Below are 19,840 nucleotides of genomic sequence, written 5' to 3'. Positions count from 1 at the left end.
CCGCCCATGCATATCGGCCTGCGCATCTTCTTCGGTTTTTTCCTGATCGTCGGCCTGGCTGCGCTGATCACGCTGCGCGTGTTCGTGCAGGAGGTGAAGCCGGGCGTGCGCGAGGCGATGGAGGACACGCTCGTCGATACCGCGCAAGTGCTCGCGACGCTGGCCGCCGACGACATGGCGAACGGCCACATCGCCGACGGCGCGTTCGCGCGGCAACTGTCGAAGCTGCACGAACGCCCGATCAGCGCGAACGTGTGGGGCGTGCAGAAGAACACGATCGGCTACCGCCTCTACATCACCGACGCGCACGGCATCGTGCGCTACGACTCGTCCGGCCGCGCGCTCGGGCAGGACTATTCGCGCTGGAACGACGTGTACCGGACGCTGCGCGGCGAGTACGGCGCGCGCAGCACGCGCAGCGATCCGAACGACGACAGCAGCACCGTGATGCACGTGGCGGCGCCGATCCGGCACGGCAACGCGATCATCGGCGTGCTGACGATCGCGAAGCCGAACCAGACGGTCGCGCCGTTCATCGCGCGCAGCCAGCGCAAGATCATGCTGTACGGCGCATTGCTGATGGGCGGCGCGATCCTGATCGGCGTGGCCTGCACGTGGTGGCTGGTGGTCGGGCTGCGGCGCCTGCAGCGCTATGCGCGCGCGATCGCGGCGGGCGAGCGCGCCGACATGCCGCTGCAGGGCGCGAGCGAGCTGGCCGAGCTCGGGCGCGCGGTGGAAAGCATGCATCAGCGGCTGGAGGACCGGCAGTACGTCGAGACCTACATCCACACGCTCACGCACGAGATGAAGAGCCCGCTGGCGGCAATCAGCGGCGCGGCCGAACTGCTGCAGGAGGAGATGCCGGTGGCGAACCGGCGGCGCTTCACCGAGAACATCCGCCGCCAGGCCGGCCGCCTCGAACAGATGATCCGCAAGCTGCTCGCGCTCGCCGAAGTCGAGCAGAAGCAGCGCCTGTCGGTGCGCGAACCGGTCGCGCTGCGGCCGGTGCTCGAACAGCTCGTCGACGATATCGAGCCGCGCGCGCGGCAGCGCGGCGTGAACCTCGCGATCGACGCGCACGACGCGGCCGATCCGGCGATCGTCGAAGGTGATCCGTTCCTGCTGCGCCAGGCGCTCGGCAACCTGCTCGACAACGCGCTGGATTTCGCGCCGCAGGGCAGCACGATCCGCATCGCGCTCGAACGGCAGCCGGCGGGCAGGGCGCACGTCGCGGTCGTGCGCGTGGCCGACGACGGCCCCGGCGTGCCCGACTACGCACTGGCGCGCGTGTTCGAGCGCTTCTATTCGCTGCCGCGCCCCGACGGGCAGGATCGCAGCACGGGCCTCGGCCTGTGTTTCGTCCGCGAGGTCGCGATGCTGCACCGCGGCCAGGTCGCGCTCGCGAACCGCGACGAAGGCGGCGCGTGCGCGACGCTCACGCTGCCGTCGGCGGGCTGAACACGCTTCGACTTCACATTCGCCACACCTTCGCTTCACACCGGCTTCAATCGCCCTTCACCGGGGCGGCTCATGCTGACCGTACCCTTTTACTCCGGTACCTGTCGGCCATGAATCGAGTCCTGTTGTTCAAATTCGCGATCACCGCGTTTCTCGCGTTGCTGATCCTGATCCCGCTACAGATGGTGCAAAGCATCGTGCATGAACGCGCCGCGTATCGCCGGGATGCGCTGCAGAGCATCTGGTCGAGCTATGCGGGGCCGCAGACGGTGGCGGGCCCCGTGCTCGTCGTGCACTACACGGAAGTCACGCGGGTGCGCGACGATTCGGCGGCCGGCGGCGCGACGAAGACGAGCCTGCGCAGCGAGACGAAGCGCCTGCTCGTGTTTCCGAAGATGCTGAACGTCGACGGCACGCTGACGACCAGCGTCCGCTATCGCGGCATCCACAAGGCGCTGGTGTACGAGCTGGCAAGCCGGATGACCGGCACGCTGCCGTTGCCGGACCTGAAGAAGCTGCCGCAGGCGGACGGCCACGTGAGCTTCAAGATCGACGATGCCTATGTGTCGATCGGCATCGGCGACATTCGCGGGTTGACCGCGCAGCCCGACCTGCGCATCGGCGGCACGCGCTTCGACGTCGAGCAGGGCACGCGGCTGGACAGCCTGCGCCAGGGCGTGCACGCGAACGTCGATCTCGCGGCGCTGGCCGACGCCAACGCGGGGGCGTCGGTGCCGTTCAGCGTCGACCTGCCGTTGCGCGGAGCGGATTCCGTCGCGTTCGCGCCGGTGGGCGACCAGAACGATTTCTCGCTGAAATCGACGTGGCCGCATCCGAGCTTCGACGGCGCGTTCCTGCCGAACAACCGCACGGTCGATGCGCGCGGCTTCACCGGCAACTGGCGCGTGACGTCGTTCAATACGAAAGCGCGTGAGCAGATCATCTCCGGCGACGGGGAAGGCGCGATCGAAATGGCGTCGGTGTCGGTGATCGAACCCGTGAACGTCTATCTGCAGGCCGAACGTGCGACGAAGTATGGTGCGCTGTTCGTGATGCTCACGTTTGCAAGCTTCTTCATGTACGAGCTCGTGAAGCGGCTGCGCATTCACCCGATCCAGTACACGCTGGTCGGCCTGTCGCTCGCGCTGTTCTTCCTGTTGCTGCTGAGCCTGTCCGAACACATCAAGTTCGCGTATGCGTATCTCGCGGCGAGCGGCGCCTGCATCGGGTTGCTCGCGTTCTACCTGTCGTTCGTGCTGCACAGCGTGAAGCGCGGGGCGGTGTTCGCGGTGTTGCTCGCGGTGCTGTACGCGGCGCTCTACGGGTTGCTGCTGTCGGAAGACAATGCGCTGATGCTCGGTTCGCTGCTGCTGTTCGCGATCCTCGCCGGCATCATGACGCTCACGCGCCGCGTCGACTGGTATTCGCTCGGCGCCGCATGGCAGCCGCTGGCCGACAAGGCGGGTGCGGGAGCCGTGAAGCCGGGCGCGCAGGCGAAGTAAGCGGGTGGATTGTGCGCAGGCGCGCCGGTCGGGAAGGTGACGGCCGGCGCGCCATGTGGCGCGGTACCACATCGCCACATCGCTGATTCACGCGCGCGGTGCAGGCCGCCGAAAACGCTCCAGCGGAATTTCGGCAACCGCGGTGATCTCGATCAGCAGATCGGGATGGTAGAGACGCTCGACCTGGACGGTCGTCGTCACGGGATAAGGCTCGGCGAAGTAGGTCTTGCGGATGTCGCCGGCCTGCATGAAGGCATCGATGTCGGTCGCGTAGTGAACGAGCGAGATCACGTCCTGCATCTGTCCACCCATCGCGTTGAGCACGGTGCGGATGTTGTCGAGCGTCTGACGTACCTGCGTGCGCATGTCGCTGTGGCCGACCACCCGGCCGTCGCGGTCGAGCGACACTTGCCCCTTCAGATGCACGATCCGGCCGTCGCCCTGGATCACGGCCATCGAGAACGCGCCGAACGGCGCCCAGACTTCCGGCGGATTCACTGCTTCGGCCATCGTGCGGCTCCGGTGGGGCGATGACGAGGATGCGGCGGCGAGCGTCGCGGTGGGTCCGGGTCGTGCGCCGGCCGGAATGCGATGGAAGCGAGACATCGAAGGCGTCGCCGGGTTCGCCGACAATCGCGCCATTATGGATCAGCGCCCGGCGAAGCGTGAGCGACGCCACGCAGCGAACGACGGCACTCGAGCGGCTCGGCTTCGTATTCCGCGATTCGCGGCAGGATTTCATCGACCGTCTGGACACGCGTTGCGCTGCGCTTGCGGAAGTGATTGCCGAAATCGATGCATGGACGCGCGAGGTCCGAATCCGCCACGACCAGGTGACGATACTGGGGATATGACGCAGCATGGTATGGCCCGCGCGGCACGCATGCCGTGCGGCATCCGCTTATACTGAACGCGTCCATTCATTCGATTTTCGCCGTGCCCAACACTGTCTCTCCGGATCCGTCCGTCGACGATCCCCGTCCGACCCCGCCCATCCAGCCCGAACTCGAAGACTGCTGCAACAGCGGTTGCTCGCCGTGCGTCTTCGATCTCTATGACGAAGCACTCGCGCGCTATCGCGTCGAGCTGGCCGAATGGGAAGCGCGCCAGGCGCAACGCCAGCCTCACGCGTGAGCCGGATGCCGGCGAGCGGCTGCATCGGCATCGGCACTCCTTCCGCGTCCGACCCTGCCGCCGCAACGCTTCCCGTCCCGCTTACGTCGCTGCATGCAGCCGCCGATGCAGCGGCCCGAGCATCGCCGACAGCGCGATGCACACGAGCAGCACGGCCGTCAGCGCGAACATCGACGTCCTGAAGCCCTGCACGTAATCAAGTGCGGCCGGATGCGCGCCGAGCCGGGCGAAGAACACGCCACCGAGCGTCGCCGCGCCGACGGCCGCGCCGATCTGCAGCATCGCGGTAACCATGCCGGAGGCGACACCGGCGCGCGCCGTGTCGACTTCCGCGAGCACGATCCGCACGACCGACGGCAGCACGAGGCCCTGGCCGATCCCGATCGCCGCGATCCCGACGTAAAAGCCGACGCCCGGCGTGGCGGCACCCGCCAGCGCGGCGGCCGTCGCGACGCCGGCCGCGAGCATCGCGAAACCGAGCGTGAGCACGCGATAGCCGCCGAACCGGCCGACGAGTCGCGGCATCAGCAGCGGGCTCGACAGGAAGCCGAGCCCGAGCGGCAGGATCGCGAGCCCCGACGCGAGCGGCGACCAGTTCAGGCAGCCCTGCAGGTAGATGCCGTAGCTCAGGAAGAACGCGCTCAGCGTATAGAACAGGAACGCCAGCACGAGCCCGAGCGCGACGACGGGATTGCGGAACAGGCGCACGTCGAGCAGCGGATCGTGCCCGCCCGCGAGACGGCGCGCCTCGACCGCCAGCAGCGCGCCGAGCATCGGCAACGCGCCGACGAGGCACGCGACCATCCACAGCGGCCAGCCGGCCTCGCGCCCGTGCGTGAGCGGGTAGACGAGCATCAGCAGGAGCAGCGACAACAACACCATGCCCGGCACGTCGATGCGCTGGCCTTTCGGCGGCCGGCTCTCCGGGATGAAGCGCCAGCTGCCGATCAGCGCGAGGATGCCGATCGGCAGGTTGACGAGGAAGATCGCGCGCCAGCCGAGCCCGAACGGATGCAGGCTGATCAACGCGCCCCCGCCGAGCTGGCCGATCACGGCCGCGAGGCCGAACACGAAACCGTAGAAGCCCATCACGCGCACCTGCTCCTGCGGGCTGAACACGCTGCGGATCGTCGCGAGCACCTGCGGCGCGAGGATCGCGGCGAACAGGCCCTGCAGCACGCGGCCGCCGACCAGCACGGCGCCGCTGCCGGCGAGCCCGCACAGCGTCGACGCGACGACGAAGCCGGCCATCCCGATCATGAACATCCGCTTGCGGCCGTACAGGTCGCCGAGCCGGCCGCCGGTGATCTGCACGACCGCGTTCGCGCAAGCGTACGCCGACACGACCAGCTGCAACTCGGCCGGACGCGCGCCGATGCCGTCGCGGATGGCCGGTAGCGCGAGATTCACAATGAAGTAGTCGAGCGGCGGCAGAATCGCGCCAACCAGCAGGACCACCAGCGCCCAGCCGTGGTGGCTGCGCGGCGTCGCCGCGGCGGCCGTGCCGGCCGGCACGCAGGGGGCAAGGGTGTCGTTCGTCATGGAAGCAGGTCCGAAAGAATGAGTGCCACATTCACGCCGGATACGACGACAGAAGCGCCGGTTCGGCCGTGGGCGGGCGATTGACCCCCATTCTCGGTGGTGGCGATGAATCGGAAAAGCGGGAATTGGTGGTAGCATCCATCGGGTTAATCGACGGGTGGAGAATGGCGATGCGCGGTTTCGACCTGGATCAGTTGCGTACTTTCGCGGCGGTCGCGGACGCCGGCAGCCTGACGGCCGCCGCGCCGCTGCTGCACCTGTCGCAGTCGACGGTCAGCGAGCAGGTGCGCAAGCTCGAATCGCGCGCCGGCGTGCCGCTGTTCGTGCGCAGCAAGCGCGGAGTCGAGCCGACGCCGGCCGGCTCGCGGCTGCTGCAGCACGCGCGGCGCATCGTCGCGCTGAACGAGGCCGCGTTCGACGAAGTGCGCGGGCAGGCGATCAAGGGCGAGCTGCGCGTTGCGATCACCGATTACTACCGGACCAACGAAGTCGCGGGGCTGCTCGCGCGGCTGCGGGAGTGCTACCCGCAACTGAGCCTGCACGTCAGCGCGATGAAGAGCGCCGATATCGAGGCCGCGCATGCGCGCGGGCAGGTCGATCTCGGCGTGGTGATGAACCTGTCGAGCGGGCCGTTCCGGCCGGCGTCGGCCGATACGCGCTGGGTGCTGCGGCGCGAGCCGCTGTCGTGGGTCGCATCGCCCGCGCTCGCCGAGCAGTTGCCCGAGCCGCTGCCGCTCGTGCTGCTGCCGGACGACTGCATGATGCATCAGGTCGCGGTGCGCTCGCTCGACGAGCAGCACATGCCGTACCGGCTCGTGCACAGCGCGTCCGGGGTGGCGGGGCTGCAGTCGATGTTGGCGGCGGGGCTCGGGGTGGGCTGCCTGTGCGCGTCGGCGATCGGCGACGGCATGATGCGGCTCGGCGCGAAATACCGGCTGCCGCCGCTGCCCGACGCGGTGTTTTCGCTGACGCCGCCGATGCCCGGCGAACGCGAAGCCGTCACGCAGGCGCGCGAGGTGCTGTCGCGGCAATTGCTGATGTAAAACCGGGCCGCACGATTGGCGGCGGCGCGTGGTGAGAGGCGCGCCAGGGGACAAAAAATGAATGACGAACTGCAACGCCAGATGGCCGCGAAGCTGCAGGATGCGCTGGAGCGCGTGGTCGACGAACGCTCGCTGATCCACTTCCTGCGCGTGCTCGGCCACGACTGGAACACGGAGCGCCAGCTCGAGGCCGACGTGCCGCCGTCGCCGTACGCCCGCGCCGCGCTCGGCTGGGAAAACCGCTCGATCGGCGAGTATCTCGACGCGATGGTCGACTGGGCCGAGGCGTCGGAGGAAGGGCTGCGTTTCTACGACGTGCCCGACAATCCGTGGCGGCGCATGGCGGACATCCTGTTCGCCGGGAAGATCTACGAATAGCGCGGCGCGGGCGCTTCGTTCCCTGCGTTCGTGCCGTCGCCGCGCCCGGTTTATTCGACGGTTTCGCCGCTCACATACGCACGCAGCCCGTCGGCCAACGCATCGAACACCGCGCGGCAGCGCGGGCTCGACCGCAGGTCCTCATGCATCACGACCCAGGTTTCCAGCTGCATCGCGAGCGTGTCCGGCAGCACGCGCACGAGCCGTGCGTCGCGTTTCGCGAGCCCGCTCTGGCAGAAGCCTAACCCGTAGCCGGCGCGAATCATCGCGAGCTGGGCGAGGTTGCTGTCGGTGCGCAGCGAGAATGCATCGCGCTTCCACAGCGGCATGCTGCGGCTCATCGAGCGGATGAACGGCGTGACCGTATCGAAGCCGATCAGCGCGTGATGCGCGAGTTCGTCGGTCGTCTCGGGCACCCCGTTGTGCGCCAGGTAGTCGTCGCGCGCATACAGCCCGACATCGACCGCGCCGATACGCCGCGCGACGAGCGCCTCCTGCGTGGGCGGCGCCATCCGTACCGCGATGTCGGCCTCGCGCTTGAGCACGTCCTGGAGGCGGTCGGTCGGCACGAGTTCGATGACGAGCCCCGGATGATTGCGCCGCAATTGCGCGAGCATCGGCGGCAGCACTTCGACGGCGATCACGTCGCTGGCCGAGATCCGCACGATGCCGCGCACGCCGGCGCCGTGGCTCGCGGCCGCGCGCTCGAACGCCGCGGCCGCGCTGCGCAGCGCCTCCGCATGGCCGCGCAGCGCGAGCGCCGCCTCGGTCGGCAACAGGCCGGACGGCGAGCGCGTGAACAGCGTCTGGCCGAACGCGGCCTCCAGCGCCGCGACGTGGCGGCCGGCCGTCGGCTGCGTGATGCCGAGCGCGCGCGCCGCGCCCGACAGCGAGCCTTCCGTCAGCACGGCGAGGAAGGTGCGGTAGCGTTCCCAGTTCAGATCGATGGTCATACATAAATGTATAGCCGATCCATCAGGTTAGGCAATTCCTTGATAGCCGAAGCCGCGCCAGAATGCGTGTCATCACGGTTCATTCAAGGAGAGCGGCAATGACGACTCACGCAGGCGGGACGCAACGACAGGTACTCGTGCTCGGCGCGAGCGGCGGAATTGGCGGGGAAGTCGCGCGGCAGTTGCGTGATGCGGGCTGGCAGGTGCGCGGGTTGAAGCGCGGGCTCGACGCCGAAGTCGTGGAGCGCGACGGCATCACGTGGATGCGCGGCGACGCGATGGATCGTGACACGGTCGTCCGCGCCGCGCGCGGCTGCAGCGTGATCGTCCATGCGGTGAATCCGCCGGGCTACCGGAACTGGGCCGGGCAGGTGCTGCCGATGATCGACAACACGATCGCGGCGGCCAAGGCGGAGCGGGCCACCGTCGTGCTGCCGGGCACCGTCTACAACTATGGCGCCGATGCGTTTCCGGTGCTGGTCGAAGACGCGCCGCAGCATCCGTCGACGCGCAAGGGCGCGATTCGCGTCGAGCTGGAGCGCCGGCTGCAGGAGGCGGCCGGGCAGGGCGTTCGCACGATCATCGTTCGCGCTGGCGATTTCTTCGGGCCGAAGCTGACCGGCAACAGCTGGTTTGCGGCGGGGCTCGTCAAGGCCGGGCAGCCGGTTGCGTCCATCAGCGTGCCGGGGCGGGATGGCATCGGGCACCAATGGTCGTATGTGCCGGACGCGGCGCGCGCGATGGTCGAGCTGATCGAGCGGCGCGACACGCTGGAACCGTTCGCGCGCTTTCATCTCGGCGGGCACTGGGATGCGGACGGCACGCAGATGGCGGAGGCCGTGCGCCGCGTCGCGCAGCGGCACGGGCTGCGGCCGACGGTGCGCAAGTTCCCGTGGTGGTTCGTGTGGGCGGCGGCGCCGTTCGTCACGACGCTGCGCGAATTGCTCGAGATGCGCTACCTGTGGCGCGAGCCGATCCGGCTCGACAACACGCGGGTGACCGCGGTGCTCGGCCGCGAGCCGGTGACGCCACTCGACACGGCAGTCGAGGCGACGCTGGCGGGGCTCGGGTGTCTCAAGTGAGCAACGGCTCGTGCCTGGGTCCATGCTCCGGCACGGGCGGACACGATGGCGAACCGCAGCACCCGCGGCACAACAATTCTCCACATACCCGGGCACGTCCGATGCGCATCATGTCGGCTCATGTCGATCAGGCGGAAACGGGGGCGCAATGTTGCATTTCGGATGGAAAGTGTCGGTTGCGGGCGCAATGATGCTTGCATTGAGCGGGTGTACGAACCTGGCTGGTGTGCTGTATTGCGGCAACTCGCAGCTCAACTTTCCCGACTATCACTGCTTTTAGGCGTGTTCGCGGGAGCCGGCGCGGCGACAGAACGGTGTCGTGCCCATCTGCCGCGCCTCGTTGCCCGTTATGCCACGACCGGTAACACTTCCACGGCGTAGCGGTGCCGAAGGCTGCGCCCGAGCACCGGATCGTGCAGTTCCATCTCGAACGCGTCGCCGTCACCCATTGCCGCGATCGGGCCATGCACGGCAACCGTGCCGCCATACATCGCGCCGCGCGCAGGCATCGCGCCGCGGTCGTCGAAGCGTTGCCACAGCACTTCGGGCGCAAGCAGGCCACTCACCGCGCCGTGCTGGTACGCCGTCCGCCCGCCATCGCGCGAAATCAGCCACGAACGCATCTCGATCGCATCCCAGTGATCCGCTACTTCCGCATAAAGCCACGCGTCGCGGCCGAGCGGTTTCGCGCACACCTGCTTCGACACCGCGACGCCGTACGCTTCGACCTCACGATCCGTATGATCGGAGCCGACGGTCACGAGCGTGCCGGCCGGGCTGTCGACCAGCACGCATTCGATCTCGCCGCCCGAGCGTGCGCCGAGCACGCCGATCGCGGGCGCTTGCGTGAGCAATGCGGCCGACACGCGATAGAAGCACGGCGTGGTCGACGGCGGCGCGACGCCGAGCGCGGCGAGTTCGTCGATATGCGCCTGGATCGCGGCCGGATCGCGGCCGGCCCAGCCGGCGATCACGACGCGCGCGATCTCGACGTCGACGGTGGCCGGCGCCCCTTTCCGGGGAATGACATTGAACGACAGGGTTGGCATATGCGTATCAGTTTGAAGTGCGAAGGAATGAAGCGGCTTGCCGGCGGCGACGTTCAATCCGCGAGCGGCTTGTGCGCGGTTTCGCGTGCGAGGAGGAGCGCGATCGACGTGACGACGAGCGCGGCGGCGACATACAGCGACACGGCCGTCGTCGTGCCCGTCTGCCGGAACAGCGCGGCGATCACGAGCGGCGCGAAGCCGCCGCCGACGATGCCGGCGAGCGTGTACGCGAGCGACGAGCCCGCGTAGCGCACGCGGGTCGGGAACTGTTCGGTCACGAACGCGCCCTGCGGGCCGTACATCACCGCGTGGATCACCAGGCCGATCGCGACGGCCGCGACGATCGCGCCGGGGCGCGCCGAATCGAGCAGCGTGAAGAACACGAACGCCCACACGATGCCGGCGAGCGCGCCGGCGAGATATACGGGCCGGCGGCCGAAGCGGTCGGACAGCGCGCCGAAGAACGGCACCGCGAGCGCGTTGCACGCCGTGCCGATCATCACGGCTGTCAAGGCGACAGGGCGCGACAGGTGCAGCACGGTCGTCACGTAGGTGAGCGTGAACACGACGATCAGCGCATACAGCACGTCCGAGCCGATCCGCGAGCCGCCCGCGATCAGCAGGCGCCTCCAGTGATACTTCAGCACGTCGGCGACGGGCACCTCGACGGTCGCGCGCGATTCGGCGAGCTGCTCGAACTGCGGCGTTTCGTCGACGCCGCGCCGCAGCCAGAAGCCGAACACGACGAGCAGCGCGCTGGCCGCGAACGGTACGCGCCAGCCCCACGACAGGAAGTCGCCGGACGTGGTCGACAGCGTCACGAGCGCGATGCAGCCGGTGCCGAGCAGCGTGCCGAACGACGGGCCGAGCTGCGTCCACGATGCGGACAGCCCGCGCCGCTTCTGGTCGCCGTGCTCGACCGACAGCAGCACCGCGCCGGCCCATTCGCCGCCGAGCGCGACGCCCTGCACGAAGCGCAGCGCGACGAGCAGGATCGGGCTCAGGATGCCGGCCTGCGCGTAGGTCGGCAGCGCGCCCATTAATGCGGTCGTCACGCCCATCAGCACGAGCGTGAGCATCAGCACGGCGCGGCGGCCGATGCGGTCGCCGAGATTGCCGAACACGAAGCCGCCGAGCGGGCGCGATACGTAGCCGACCGCATAGGTCGAAAACGCGAGGATCGTGCCGGCCAGCGGATCGACCGACGGAAAGAACAGGTGGTTGAAGACGAGTGCGGCGAGCGTGTTGTAGATCGTGAAGTCGTACCACTCGAGCGACGTGCCGATCATGCTCGCGGTCGCGAGTCGGCTGGTGCGGACGCGGCGGGGCGCGTGGGCGGCGGGCTGGGCGAGCGTGTTCATGGTGTCGGGCAGGTCGTGATGGTGAACGGGATGAGGCGCCGGGCCGATGCGTGGGTGTGCATCGCGCCTGCGGTGCGGCCGGCGTGGGCGATCAGGCCGAACATGCCGCGGCAGCGGGTGCGGTTTCGACGTCGCCGTGCGTGACGTGCGGCGGCGCGGCAGCGCGCCACAGCAGCGCGAAGGTGCGCACGTCGTCGTGCCCGGCGAGCGTGGCGGCCACGCGGCGGGTCGCGGCCGCATCGCTGCCTTCGATCAGCACGAGTGCATCGGCGGCCGGGCGCGCGGCCGCAGCGGCGCCGATCGGCGCGGACAGCTCCGGCGCGGTGCAAAACAGTCGTGCCGCGTGGATGCCCGGTTCGTGCAGCACGTCGTCGAAACGCTCGCGCAGCTGCGGCACGTCGATGCGATCCGGCGGCAGCACGAACAGCGCGAGATGGGCGCCTTCACCGTCACCGGCCTCGATCGTCAGTTCTCCGACGCGTCGCTGCGTGCCCGTCATGCGCTCGAAGTTCGCGAGCGACCATGCGGTCTGCTGCGTGAATGCGCGCCGGTACGCGTCGCCTTGGAACACGTCGAGCGCGTCCGTCACGTACAGCGCGAGGTACTGGCGCGGGCCGCGATCGGTCGCGCGAAAGCGCCGTGCATGCGTGAAGCCGGGAATCGCGACACGTTCCTGCATGTGCTCGCGGTCGTACCACGCGTTGAAATCGGCTTCGTGCGCGGGGTCGATATCCGTCCAGACGCAAAGCTGGCCGTGCGGAAGGGAAAGGCGGGTCATCGCGGGGTTCCTCATGACGGGGGTGTGTCAGGAACCTCAGTTTCCCGAAGACGGGCCGCGCCCGTCCAACAAGAAAACAAATTCGCGGTGAACAGGTTTTCTTATGAGCGGCGCGGGCGGCGTTTTGCGGCGGGCGGGGCGGATGGTGTCGTGCGCTTCGCTTTTGTCGGCGCTTTCGCTTTGGCTTTTGTCGCGGGACGGGCGGCTGTTTTGTCCGCGCTGTCGGGCGCGGCCGTCTTCGCGTGATGCGCGGCGGCCGACACCGCACGCGCGACTTCGCTGGCCAGCTCCGCGATTCGCGCGGCCACCGGCAGGCCCTGGCTGCGGTATGTCGCGACGAGCGGCAGCGCGGGGAATTCGGGTTCGACGTCGAGCAGTTCGAGCGTGCCTTCGTGCAGCTCGCGCCCGATGATCGCGGGCGGCAGCGCGGCCACGCCGAAGCCGTCGGCGACGAGGCGGATCATCGCGGCGACCGACGTGATGCAGTTGATGCTGGCCGGCCGCTCGACGGCCGCGAACAGCCGCTCGATCGTTGCGTGCGGGCCCGAGTGGCGCGAGAAGCTGATGATCGGGAATGCCGCGAGGCGCGCGGCGTCGAGCGATTGGCCGCCGAGCCCGAGGCGCGGGCTGGCCGCCCAGCGCACCGGGAATTCGCACAGCGGCAGGTTCGTGAAATCGGGGCCCGGCACCGGGTCGGTCTGCAGGATCAGGTCGACGCCGTCGGTGCTGAGCAGGCGGATCAGGTGCAGCGTCGTGTCGCTCGTGATCTCGACGTCGAGACGCGGATAGCGCTCGCGCAGTTGCGCCATCAGCGCGGGGAACCAGCTGTGCACGATCGATTCGATCACGCCGATCCGGATCAGGCCCGCATCGCTCGCCGCATCGATGTCGCGGCGCATTTCGCCGTCGAGCCGCACGATCCGCTCCGCGTACGCGAGCATGCGGCGCCCGGCGGGCGTGAGCGTGGCCGAGCGCGTATTGCGGTCGAACAGGCGCACGTCGAATGCCTCCTCGAGCGACGCGATGCGGCTCGATACGGCGGCCTGCGTGGTGTGCAGTTTTTCGGCGGTGAGCCGGAAATTTTCCAGCTTCGCGAGCCAGACGAAGGTTTCAAGAAACCGGATGTTCATCGACGTTCGAACCGTGAGGCGGGGCCGGGCGGGGCGGCGGGATCGGTCGATGGTAGCGGATTTTCGGGGACGGGAAACAAGCGGGCGGCGCGGCGCGCGTGCGTGGGCAGGCGCTGGAGCGGGAGGACGAGAGGACGTGTGCGCAACGCCGCCCGCGACGCGTACGTCACGCGAGCGGCGCACCCGCGCGCATCAAAGCTTGTCGAACGCGAGCGTCGGCACGTCGACGACCATCGAGCCGCCGTCGGCGACGAGCGTCGCGCCGGTCACGAACGACGCGTCCGGTGACGCGAGGAACGCGCACACGGCCGCGATCTCGTCCGGATCGGCCGCGCGCCGCAGCGGCACGTCGGCGCTGACGCGTGCATACGCGCCGTCGAGCGTGTCACCGTGCGCCGACATCAGCGGTTCCATCTCCGCGTCGGCCATCGGCGTGCGGACCCAGCCGGGGCACACCGCATTCGCCCGCACGCCGTGCGGCCCGTAGTCGCGTGCGAGCGACCGGGCGAGCCCGAGCAGCGCGTGCTTGCCGACCGTGTAGCCGCACACGCCGGGCCCGGCCGCGAGCGCGGCGATCGATGCGACCAGCACGATGCTGCCGCGCTGCGCGATCAGGTCGGGCAGGCACGCACGCGCGCTGACGAACGCGGTGTCGAGGTTCGCGTGCATCGCGTCGCGCCATTGCGCGTCGTCGGTTTCGTCCGCGCGGCCGAGGCCGTGGCCGCCCGCGCATGTGACGAGCGCGTCGACGCGGCCGAAGCGTTCGGCGACCTGCGGCAGAAAGCGGGCCCAGTCGGCGGTGCTCGCGGCGTCGCCGGCCAGCGCGAGGCCGCCCGTTTCGGCGGCCAGCGCGTCGAGCGGCGCCTGGCGCCGACCGATCAGCACGACGCGGTCGCCCCGGCGGGCGAAGCAGCGCGCACACGCGGCGCCGATACCGGTGCCTGCGCCGGTGATCGCGATCGTGCGGGGTGGCGGGTGGGTCATGTCGTGCTCCGGAAAGGTGTCGTTTCCGGTCACTTTAGGCGGCGCCGGCGCACGCCGGTATCAGCCGAAAGGATGAACGCGGGCGGCGTCCGGGCGATTGGCGCGGCCGCGGGCCATTTTGCAAAGGCTGACGATGTGCGGCGCCGAATCGCTCTATCCTCCACATTTTTGCGATAAGTCACGAAAGCCCGGCAGAATAGCGCGGGCGGGCCGCGCATCGACGCGCGGCGCATCGGCCGGCCGATTCCGTCGTGCGAGCGGAGCGGCAGGCCGGCGATCCCGGCAGGAGTACGCACCCCCGTGCGCAGCTCTTGCATCGGCAGGGGATCGTGTCACGACAACCTATCGCCCGGTGCGCGCTCGCGTGCCGGACCATCGACAAGAACAGGGAGGGCCGGCTATGAGGCTGGACGACGAAACGGAAAGCACGAACGTCGAGGATCGGCGCGGCACCGGCGGGTTCGGCGGCGGGCGTGGTGCGACGATCGGCATCGGCACGATCGTGGTTGCGTTCGCCGCGTCGTATTTCTTCGGGATCGACCCGCGCGTGATACTCGAAGGCGCGTCGGCGCTGCAGGGCCGCCAGCAGCAGGCGCAGCCCGCGCCCGCGCAGCGGCAGGGCGCGGCGGCGAACGAACCGAACGTTGTGTTCACGCGCAAGGTGCTCGGCAATATCGAGCGCACGTGGACGGGCGTGTTCAATACCCAGCTGCACGCGCAGTACCAGCCGCCGACGCTCGTGATGTTCACGAACTCGACGCCGACCGCATGCGGCACGGGCCAGACCGCGATGGGGCCGTTCTATTGCCCGGGCGACCGCAAGGTGTATATCGATCTCGGCTTCTACGACGAATTGCGCAAGCGTTTCGGCGCGGGCGGCGATTTCGCGCAGGCTTACGTGATCGCGCACGAAGTCGGCCACCATGTGCAGAACCTGCTTGGTATTTCCGACAAGGTCGACGCGGCGCGCCGGCGGGCAAGCCAGGCGCACTCGAACGCGCTGTCGGTGCGGATGGAACTGCAGGCCGACTGCTTTGCCGGCGTGTGGGCGAACAACGCGCAGCGCGCGAACCAGCGGCTGATCGAGCCCGGCGATTTCGAGCAGGGGCTGAAGGCGGCCGCCGCGATCGGCGACGACCGGCTGCAGCAGCAAGGGCAGGGCTATGTCGTGCCGGAGAGCTTCACGCACGGCACCAGCGACCAGCGCGTGTACTGGCTGCGGCGCGGGATGCAATCGGGCGAACTGAGCGCCTGCGACACGTTCGCCGCGAACGCACGCTGACTAGCGGGCGCGCCCCATTGCGCTTATATCGTCCCGGCCGAACCCGCGATGCCGGCCGGGCCGGGACGATTTGCCGATTTGTGCTCACCGGCGCTTTTCGGCGCCGGTAGGCTGGCCCGAACTTCGATCTTCGGGACGTTCGCCCGCCAGCCGATTCCACCATGCCGACCTCATTCGTTCCCGCCGACCCGGCCGCCGCCGACTGGCCACGCGCGCTGCGCGCGTGCGTGGACGCGTTCGACGCGTTCGCGAGCCCGTCCGCGATCGTGTTCTACCGGCTCGACCAGAGCGGCGAACCGGCCGATTTCGAGCTGTTCGGGATGCCGGAATCGATGCATCGCACCTATGTCGCGCGCTACCGGATGCTCGATCCGCTGCATCCGTCGCGCTGCGCAGCAGGCGAGCGCGCGGTCGTCACGCTTGCGTCCCAATTGCCTGACGAAAGGCGCGACGCGTCCGCGTACTGGACCCGCTTCCTGCGGCGACACGACGTGGCCGACGTCGTCGAGATCTGGCTGCGCGACGCGGGCCGCACGGTCGCTGCGTTCTCGCTGCTGCGCTTCGGGGCGGGCGACACGCGCGGCGGCGTGGCTGGCAACAGCACGGCCGCGCGGTTCGCGCCCGGCGAGATCGAAGCGCTCGTGCGGCTGCAGCCCGTGGCCCAATCCGCGCTGAGCCCGCTGCTGCGCGCGCGGCGCGGAATTCACCGGATCGGCTGCGAGGAGCGGCTGACCTACCGCGAGGAGCAGATTGCGCGCCTCGTGCGCGACGGCCGCTCGAACAAGGAGATCGCGCGCGATCTCGCGCTCGGCCAGCCGACCGTCAAGACGCACCTGATGCGCATGTACCGCAAGCTCGGCGTGTCGAACCGCACGGAACTGGTCGGGGCGTTGTTCCTGTAATTCATCGGATAATTGCGATCCGGACTTCGAACCTTTCGCGATCGCCAGCCACCCCGCGCGGTTCAAACCCGCCCCCTCCCCACCGCCCACGCGCTGCCAATTTGCGCTCACCGGGCGCGAACCCTCGTCGATACAGTGGAACGACGCCCGCGTGCCCGTGCGCACGCGGTCCAGCCACGACAATCCTCGAGACGCCCATGAGCACCACGAATTTCGTCGCCGTCAGCGACACCGTGCGCACCTTCGTTGCGCGCGACTTCGGCCTCTTCATCGACGGTGAAATGCAGCCCGCCCACGCGGCCGCGCGGCTCGACGTGTACGACCCCGCGACGGGCGAGCGGCTTGCGACCGTCGCGGACGCCGACGCACACGACGTCGACCGAGCGGTCGCCAGCGCGAAGCGCGCATTCGACACCCGCGTGTGGAGCGGCCTGCGCCCGGCCGACCGCGAACGCATCCTGCTGAAACTCGCCGACCTGATCGAAGCCGACGCCGAAACGCTCGCGCAGCTCGAAACGCTGAACCAGGGCAAGTCGATCCACGTGTCGCGTGCGATCGAGGTCGGCGCGAGCGTCGAATACGTGCGCTACATGGCCGGCTGGGCGACCAAGATCACCGGCCAGACCCTCGACGTGTCGATCCCGTTCCCGCCCGGCGCGCGCTATACGGCCTATACGCGCAAGGAGCCGGTCGGCGTGGTCGCCGCGATCGTGCCGTGGAATTTCCCGTTGATGATCGCGGTGTGGAAGCTGATTCCCGCGCTCGCGGCCGGCTGCACGATCGTGCTGAAGCCGTCGCCGGAAACGCCGCTCACCGCGCTGCGCCTGGCCGAGCTCGCCCGCGAAGCCGGCGTGCCTCCCGGCGTGTTCAACGTCGTCACCGGCGGCCGCGTGTGCGGCGCCGCGCTCGCGAGCCACCCGTCGATCGCGAAGATCTCGTTCACGGGCTCGACCGCGACCGGCAAGCTGGTCGGCGCGGCGGCCGTGCAGAACATGACGCGCTTCTCGCTCGAGCTCGGCGGCAAGAACCCGATCGTGATGCTCGACGACATCGACGTCGCGCGGGCGCTCGACGGCGTCGCCGCCGGCGCGTTCTTCAACCAGGGGCAGGTGTGCGCGGCCGCCTCGCGCATCTATGTGCACCGCAGCAAGTTCGCGCAGCTCGCGGACGGCCTCGCGGGCATCGCGCAGTCGATGAAGCTCGGTGCGGGCCTCGACACGACCGCGCAGATCAACCCGCTGGTGTCCGCGCACCATCGCGACAAGGTCGTCCAGCACATCGAAGGCGCGCGCCGCGCGGGCCTCACGTTCCTCGCGGGCGGCACGGCAGCCGACGACCTGCCCGGCTACTACGTGAAGCCGGCGGTGATCGCCGATCCGCATCCGGACAGCGCGATCGTGCGCGACGAAGTGTTCGGCCCGGTAATCGTCGTCGTGCCGTTCGACGACGCGGCCGATGCGGTGCGTCTCGCGAACGCGTCGCCGTACGGCCTCGCGGCGAGCGTCTGGAGCAACGACCTGACGCGCGTGATGAACCTCGTGCCGCAGATCGAGGCCGGCACCGTGTGGGTGAACTGCCATATCCCGCTCGACCCGTCGATGCCGTTCGGCGGCTACAAGCAATCGGGGATCGGCCGCGAATTCGGCCAGTACGCGATCGAAGGCTTCACCGAAACCAAATCCGTCTGCATCGCGCACTGACGCGCGGCCTCAACCTCAACCGATCCGACAGTGGAGACTGCAATGAGCTACAACGAAGCGAAATTCTGGCACCCGATGCTGCACCCGAACGAGATGAAACAGCGCAAGCCGATCCGCATCGTGCGCGGCGACGGCTGCTACGTATTCGACGAACAGGGCCGCAAGCTCGTCGACGGCGTCGCGGGCCTGTGGAACGTGAACGTCGGCCACAACCGCCAGGAAGTGAAGGACGCGATCGTGCGCCAGCTCGACGAGCTCGAATACTTCCAGCTGTTCGACGGCATTTCGCATCCGCGCGCGGAGGAGCTGTCGAAGAAGGTGATCGACCTGCTCGAACCGGAGGGCATGCGCCGCGTGCTGTACAGCTCGGGCGGATCCGATTCGATCGAGACCGCACTGAAGATCGCGCGCCAGTACTGGAAGGTGCGCGGCCAGGCCGACCGCACGAAGTTCATCTCGCTGAAGCAGGGCTATCACGGCACGCACTTCGGCGGTGCGTCGGTGAACGGCAACACGGTGTTCCGCCGCAACTACGAGCCGAACCTGCCGGGCTGCTTCCACGTCGAGACGCCGTGGCTGTACCGCAACCCGTTCACGCAGGATCCCGAAGCACTCGGCCGGATCTGCGCGGAGATGCTGGAACGCGAGATCCAGTTCCAGAGCCCCGACACGGTGGCCGCGTTCATCGCGGAGCCGATCCAGGGCGCGGGCGGCGTGATCGTGCCGCCGGCCAACTACTGGCCGCTGGTGCGCGAGGTGTGCGACCGTTACGGCGTCCTGCTGATCGCCGACGAAGTCGTGACGGGCTTCGGCCGCAGCGGCAGTATGTTCGGCAGCCGCGGCTGGGGCGTGCGCCCGGACATCATGTGTCTCGCGAAGGGCATCTCGTCGGGCTACGTGCCGCTCGGCGCGACGGTCGTGAACGCGCGGATCGAGGACGCGTTCGCCGCGAACGCCGATTTCGGCGGCGCGATCATGCACGGCTACACGTATGCGGGCCATCCGGTCGCGTGCGCGGCCGCGATCGCGAGCCTCGACATCGTCGTGAAGGAGGACCTCCCGGCCAACGCAGCGAAGCAGGGCGCGTATCTGCTCGAAGCGTTGAAGCCGTTCGCGGAACGCTTCGCGGCGGTCGGAGAAGTGCGCGGCAAGGGGCTGATGCTCGCGCTCGACCTGGTCGCGAACAAGGACACGCGCGAGCCGATCGACCCGCTCTCGGGCTATGCGAACGCGGTCGCGGAAGTCGCGCGCGAAAACGGCGTGCTGGTGCGCCCGGTCGGCACGAAGATCATCCTGTCGCCGCCGCTCGTGATCCAGCGCGAGCAGCTCGACCGGATCGTCGACGCGCTCGCGGCGGGCTTCGAGGCCGTGCCGTTCGCGTGACGGTGTGACCGCGTGACGGCGCGCCGGCGGCGCGCAGCGTAGCCGCCGCCGGTTTGCCGATTTGCGCTATGACCGGATTATTTTGCCTGCGTATTTTTTCGACATCGGATCGAGGTGTGATCGACTAGGGGCCCGGGAATCGAAGCGCTGAAGCGCCGCCTGGGCCGACCGCATAGCCA

At 69.0% G+C, this 19,840-nt stretch carries 19 protein-coding genes; 11 read left to right on the top strand and 8 right to left on the bottom strand.

What is annotated here, in order from left to right; translation table 11 throughout:
* Positions 1-6: 6 nt before the first annotated feature.
* Both creC and creD read left to right on the top strand, forming a co-directional pair.
* Positions 7-1,458 carry a two-component system sensor histidine kinase CreC gene (creC, locus tag CFB34_RS13730; protein ID WP_089442022.1) on the top strand — a complete coding sequence of 484 codons (1,452 nt, stop codon included), beginning with the start codon at positions 7-9 and terminating at the stop codon, positions 1,456-1,458.
* Positions 1,459-1,568: 110 nt separating this feature from the next.
* Positions 1,569-2,960 carry a cell envelope integrity protein CreD gene (gene creD / locus CFB34_RS13725; protein WP_089442023.1) on the top strand — a complete coding sequence of 464 codons (1,392 nt, stop codon included), beginning with the start codon at positions 1,569-1,571 and terminating at the stop codon, positions 2,958-2,960.
* Between the two features lie 87 nt (positions 2,961-3,047).
* Here the strand turns inward: creD and CFB34_RS13720 are convergent, their stop codons facing one another.
* On the bottom strand, positions 3,048-3,470 hold the full coding sequence (locus CFB34_RS13720; RefSeq protein WP_089442024.1) for a RidA family protein: 423 nt from the start codon (positions 3,468-3,470) through the stop codon (positions 3,048-3,050).
* A 155-nt stretch (positions 3,471-3,625) separates the two neighbouring features.
* Here CFB34_RS13720 and CFB34_RS13715 point away from each other — a divergent pair, with 155 nt between their 5' ends.
* Both CFB34_RS13715 and CFB34_RS13710 read left to right on the top strand, forming a co-directional pair.
* Complete coding sequence (locus CFB34_RS13715; RefSeq protein ID WP_089442025.1) at positions 3,626-3,814, top strand: hypothetical protein; 189 nt, start codon at positions 3,626-3,628, stop codon at positions 3,812-3,814.
* An 82-nt stretch (positions 3,815-3,896) separates the two neighbouring features.
* On the top strand, positions 3,897-4,094 hold the full coding sequence (locus CFB34_RS13710; protein WP_089442227.1) for an oxidoreductase-like domain-containing protein: 198 nt from the start codon (positions 3,897-3,899) through the stop codon (positions 4,092-4,094).
* A gap of 81 nt (positions 4,095-4,175) precedes the next feature.
* Here the strand turns inward: CFB34_RS13710 and CFB34_RS13705 are convergent, their stop codons facing one another.
* Positions 4,176-5,636 (bottom strand): MFS transporter, encoded by a 1,461-nt coding sequence (locus CFB34_RS13705; RefSeq protein ID WP_089442026.1) that lies wholly within the window; start codon positions 5,634-5,636, stop codon positions 4,176-4,178.
* Between the two features lie 170 nt (positions 5,637-5,806).
* Here CFB34_RS13705 and CFB34_RS13700 point away from each other — a divergent pair, with 170 nt between their 5' ends.
* Both CFB34_RS13700 and CFB34_RS13695 read left to right on the top strand, forming a co-directional pair.
* Positions 5,807-6,679, top strand: coding sequence for a LysR family transcriptional regulator (locus tag CFB34_RS13700; protein ID WP_089429065.1), 873 nt, complete (start codon positions 5,807-5,809; stop codon positions 6,677-6,679).
* A gap of 57 nt (positions 6,680-6,736) precedes the next feature.
* The gene (locus CFB34_RS13695) at positions 6,737-7,057 is read left to right on the top strand and encodes a hypothetical protein (RefSeq protein WP_089442027.1); all 321 of its coding nucleotides are present in this window, start codon (positions 6,737-6,739) and stop codon (positions 7,055-7,057) included.
* Between the two features lie 50 nt (positions 7,058-7,107).
* On the opposite strand, the gene CFB34_RS13690 is transcribed toward CFB34_RS13695, so the two are convergent.
* Positions 7,108-8,010, bottom strand: a complete 903-nt coding sequence (locus tag CFB34_RS13690) for a LysR family transcriptional regulator (protein ID WP_089442028.1) — start codon at positions 8,008-8,010, stop codon at positions 7,108-7,110.
* A 98-nt stretch (positions 8,011-8,108) separates the two neighbouring features.
* Here CFB34_RS13690 and CFB34_RS13685 point away from each other — a divergent pair, with 98 nt between their 5' ends.
* Positions 8,109-9,092: an NAD-dependent epimerase/dehydratase family protein gene (locus CFB34_RS13685; RefSeq protein WP_089442029.1), complete on the top strand. Its 984-nt coding sequence runs from the start codon at positions 8,109-8,111 to the stop codon at positions 9,090-9,092.
* 347 nt (positions 9,093-9,439) lie between these two features.
* On the opposite strand, the gene CFB34_RS13680 is transcribed toward CFB34_RS13685, so the two are convergent.
* The 5 genes from CFB34_RS13680 to CFB34_RS13660 all read right to left on the bottom strand — a co-directional run bounded on the left by CFB34_RS13680 (position 9,440) and on the right by CFB34_RS13660 (position 14,394).
* Positions 9,440-10,141 carry a DUF2848 domain-containing protein gene (locus CFB34_RS13680; protein ID WP_089442030.1) on the bottom strand — a complete coding sequence of 234 codons (702 nt, stop codon included), beginning with the start codon at positions 10,139-10,141 and terminating at the stop codon, positions 9,440-9,442.
* A 53-nt stretch (positions 10,142-10,194) separates the two neighbouring features.
* Entirely contained in the window at positions 10,195-11,514 is a 1,320-nt protein-coding gene (locus CFB34_RS13675; RefSeq protein WP_089442228.1) for an MFS transporter, read from the bottom strand.
* A gap of 79 nt (positions 11,515-11,593) precedes the next feature.
* Positions 11,594-12,280, bottom strand: a complete 687-nt coding sequence (locus CFB34_RS13670) for a DUF4286 family protein (RefSeq protein ID WP_089442031.1) — start codon at positions 12,278-12,280, stop codon at positions 11,594-11,596.
* Positions 12,281-12,381: 101 nt separating this feature from the next.
* The gene (locus tag CFB34_RS13665; protein WP_089442032.1) at positions 12,382-13,410 is read right to left on the bottom strand and encodes a LysR family transcriptional regulator; all 1,029 of its coding nucleotides are present in this window, start codon (positions 13,408-13,410) and stop codon (positions 12,382-12,384) included.
* Between the two features lie 192 nt (positions 13,411-13,602).
* Positions 13,603-14,394 carry an SDR family oxidoreductase gene (locus tag CFB34_RS13660; protein WP_089442033.1) on the bottom strand — a complete coding sequence of 264 codons (792 nt, stop codon included), beginning with the start codon at positions 14,392-14,394 and terminating at the stop codon, positions 13,603-13,605.
* Positions 14,395-14,794: 400 nt separating this feature from the next.
* On the opposite strand from CFB34_RS13660, the gene CFB34_RS13655 reads away from it, so the two are divergent.
* The 4 genes from CFB34_RS13655 to CFB34_RS13640 all read left to right on the top strand — a co-directional run bounded on the left by CFB34_RS13655 (position 14,795) and on the right by CFB34_RS13640 (position 19,661).
* The gene (locus CFB34_RS13655) at positions 14,795-15,676 is read left to right on the top strand and encodes a neutral zinc metallopeptidase (protein ID WP_089442034.1); all 882 of its coding nucleotides are present in this window, start codon (positions 14,795-14,797) and stop codon (positions 15,674-15,676) included.
* Positions 15,677-15,837: 161 nt separating this feature from the next.
* Positions 15,838-16,578: a LuxR C-terminal-related transcriptional regulator gene (locus tag CFB34_RS13650; RefSeq protein ID WP_089442035.1), complete on the top strand. Its 741-nt coding sequence runs from the start codon at positions 15,838-15,840 to the stop codon at positions 16,576-16,578.
* Between the two features lie 197 nt (positions 16,579-16,775).
* Positions 16,776-18,278, top strand: coding sequence for an aldehyde dehydrogenase family protein (locus CFB34_RS13645; RefSeq protein ID WP_089442036.1), 1,503 nt, complete (start codon positions 16,776-16,778; stop codon positions 18,276-18,278).
* Positions 18,279-18,320: 42 nt separating this feature from the next.
* A complete protein-coding gene (locus CFB34_RS13640; protein WP_089442037.1) occupies positions 18,321-19,661 on the top strand; it encodes an aspartate aminotransferase family protein in 1,341 nt (446 codons plus the stop codon).
* The last annotated feature ends 179 nt before the right edge of the window (positions 19,662-19,840 follow it).

Source organism: Burkholderia sp. HI4860 (assembly GCF_002223045.2).
GTDB lineage: Bacteria > Pseudomonadota > Gammaproteobacteria > Burkholderiales > Burkholderiaceae > Burkholderia.
The sequence above is the reverse complement of the archived record's forward strand: the minus strand, read 5'-3'. Positions and strand labels throughout refer to the sequence as shown.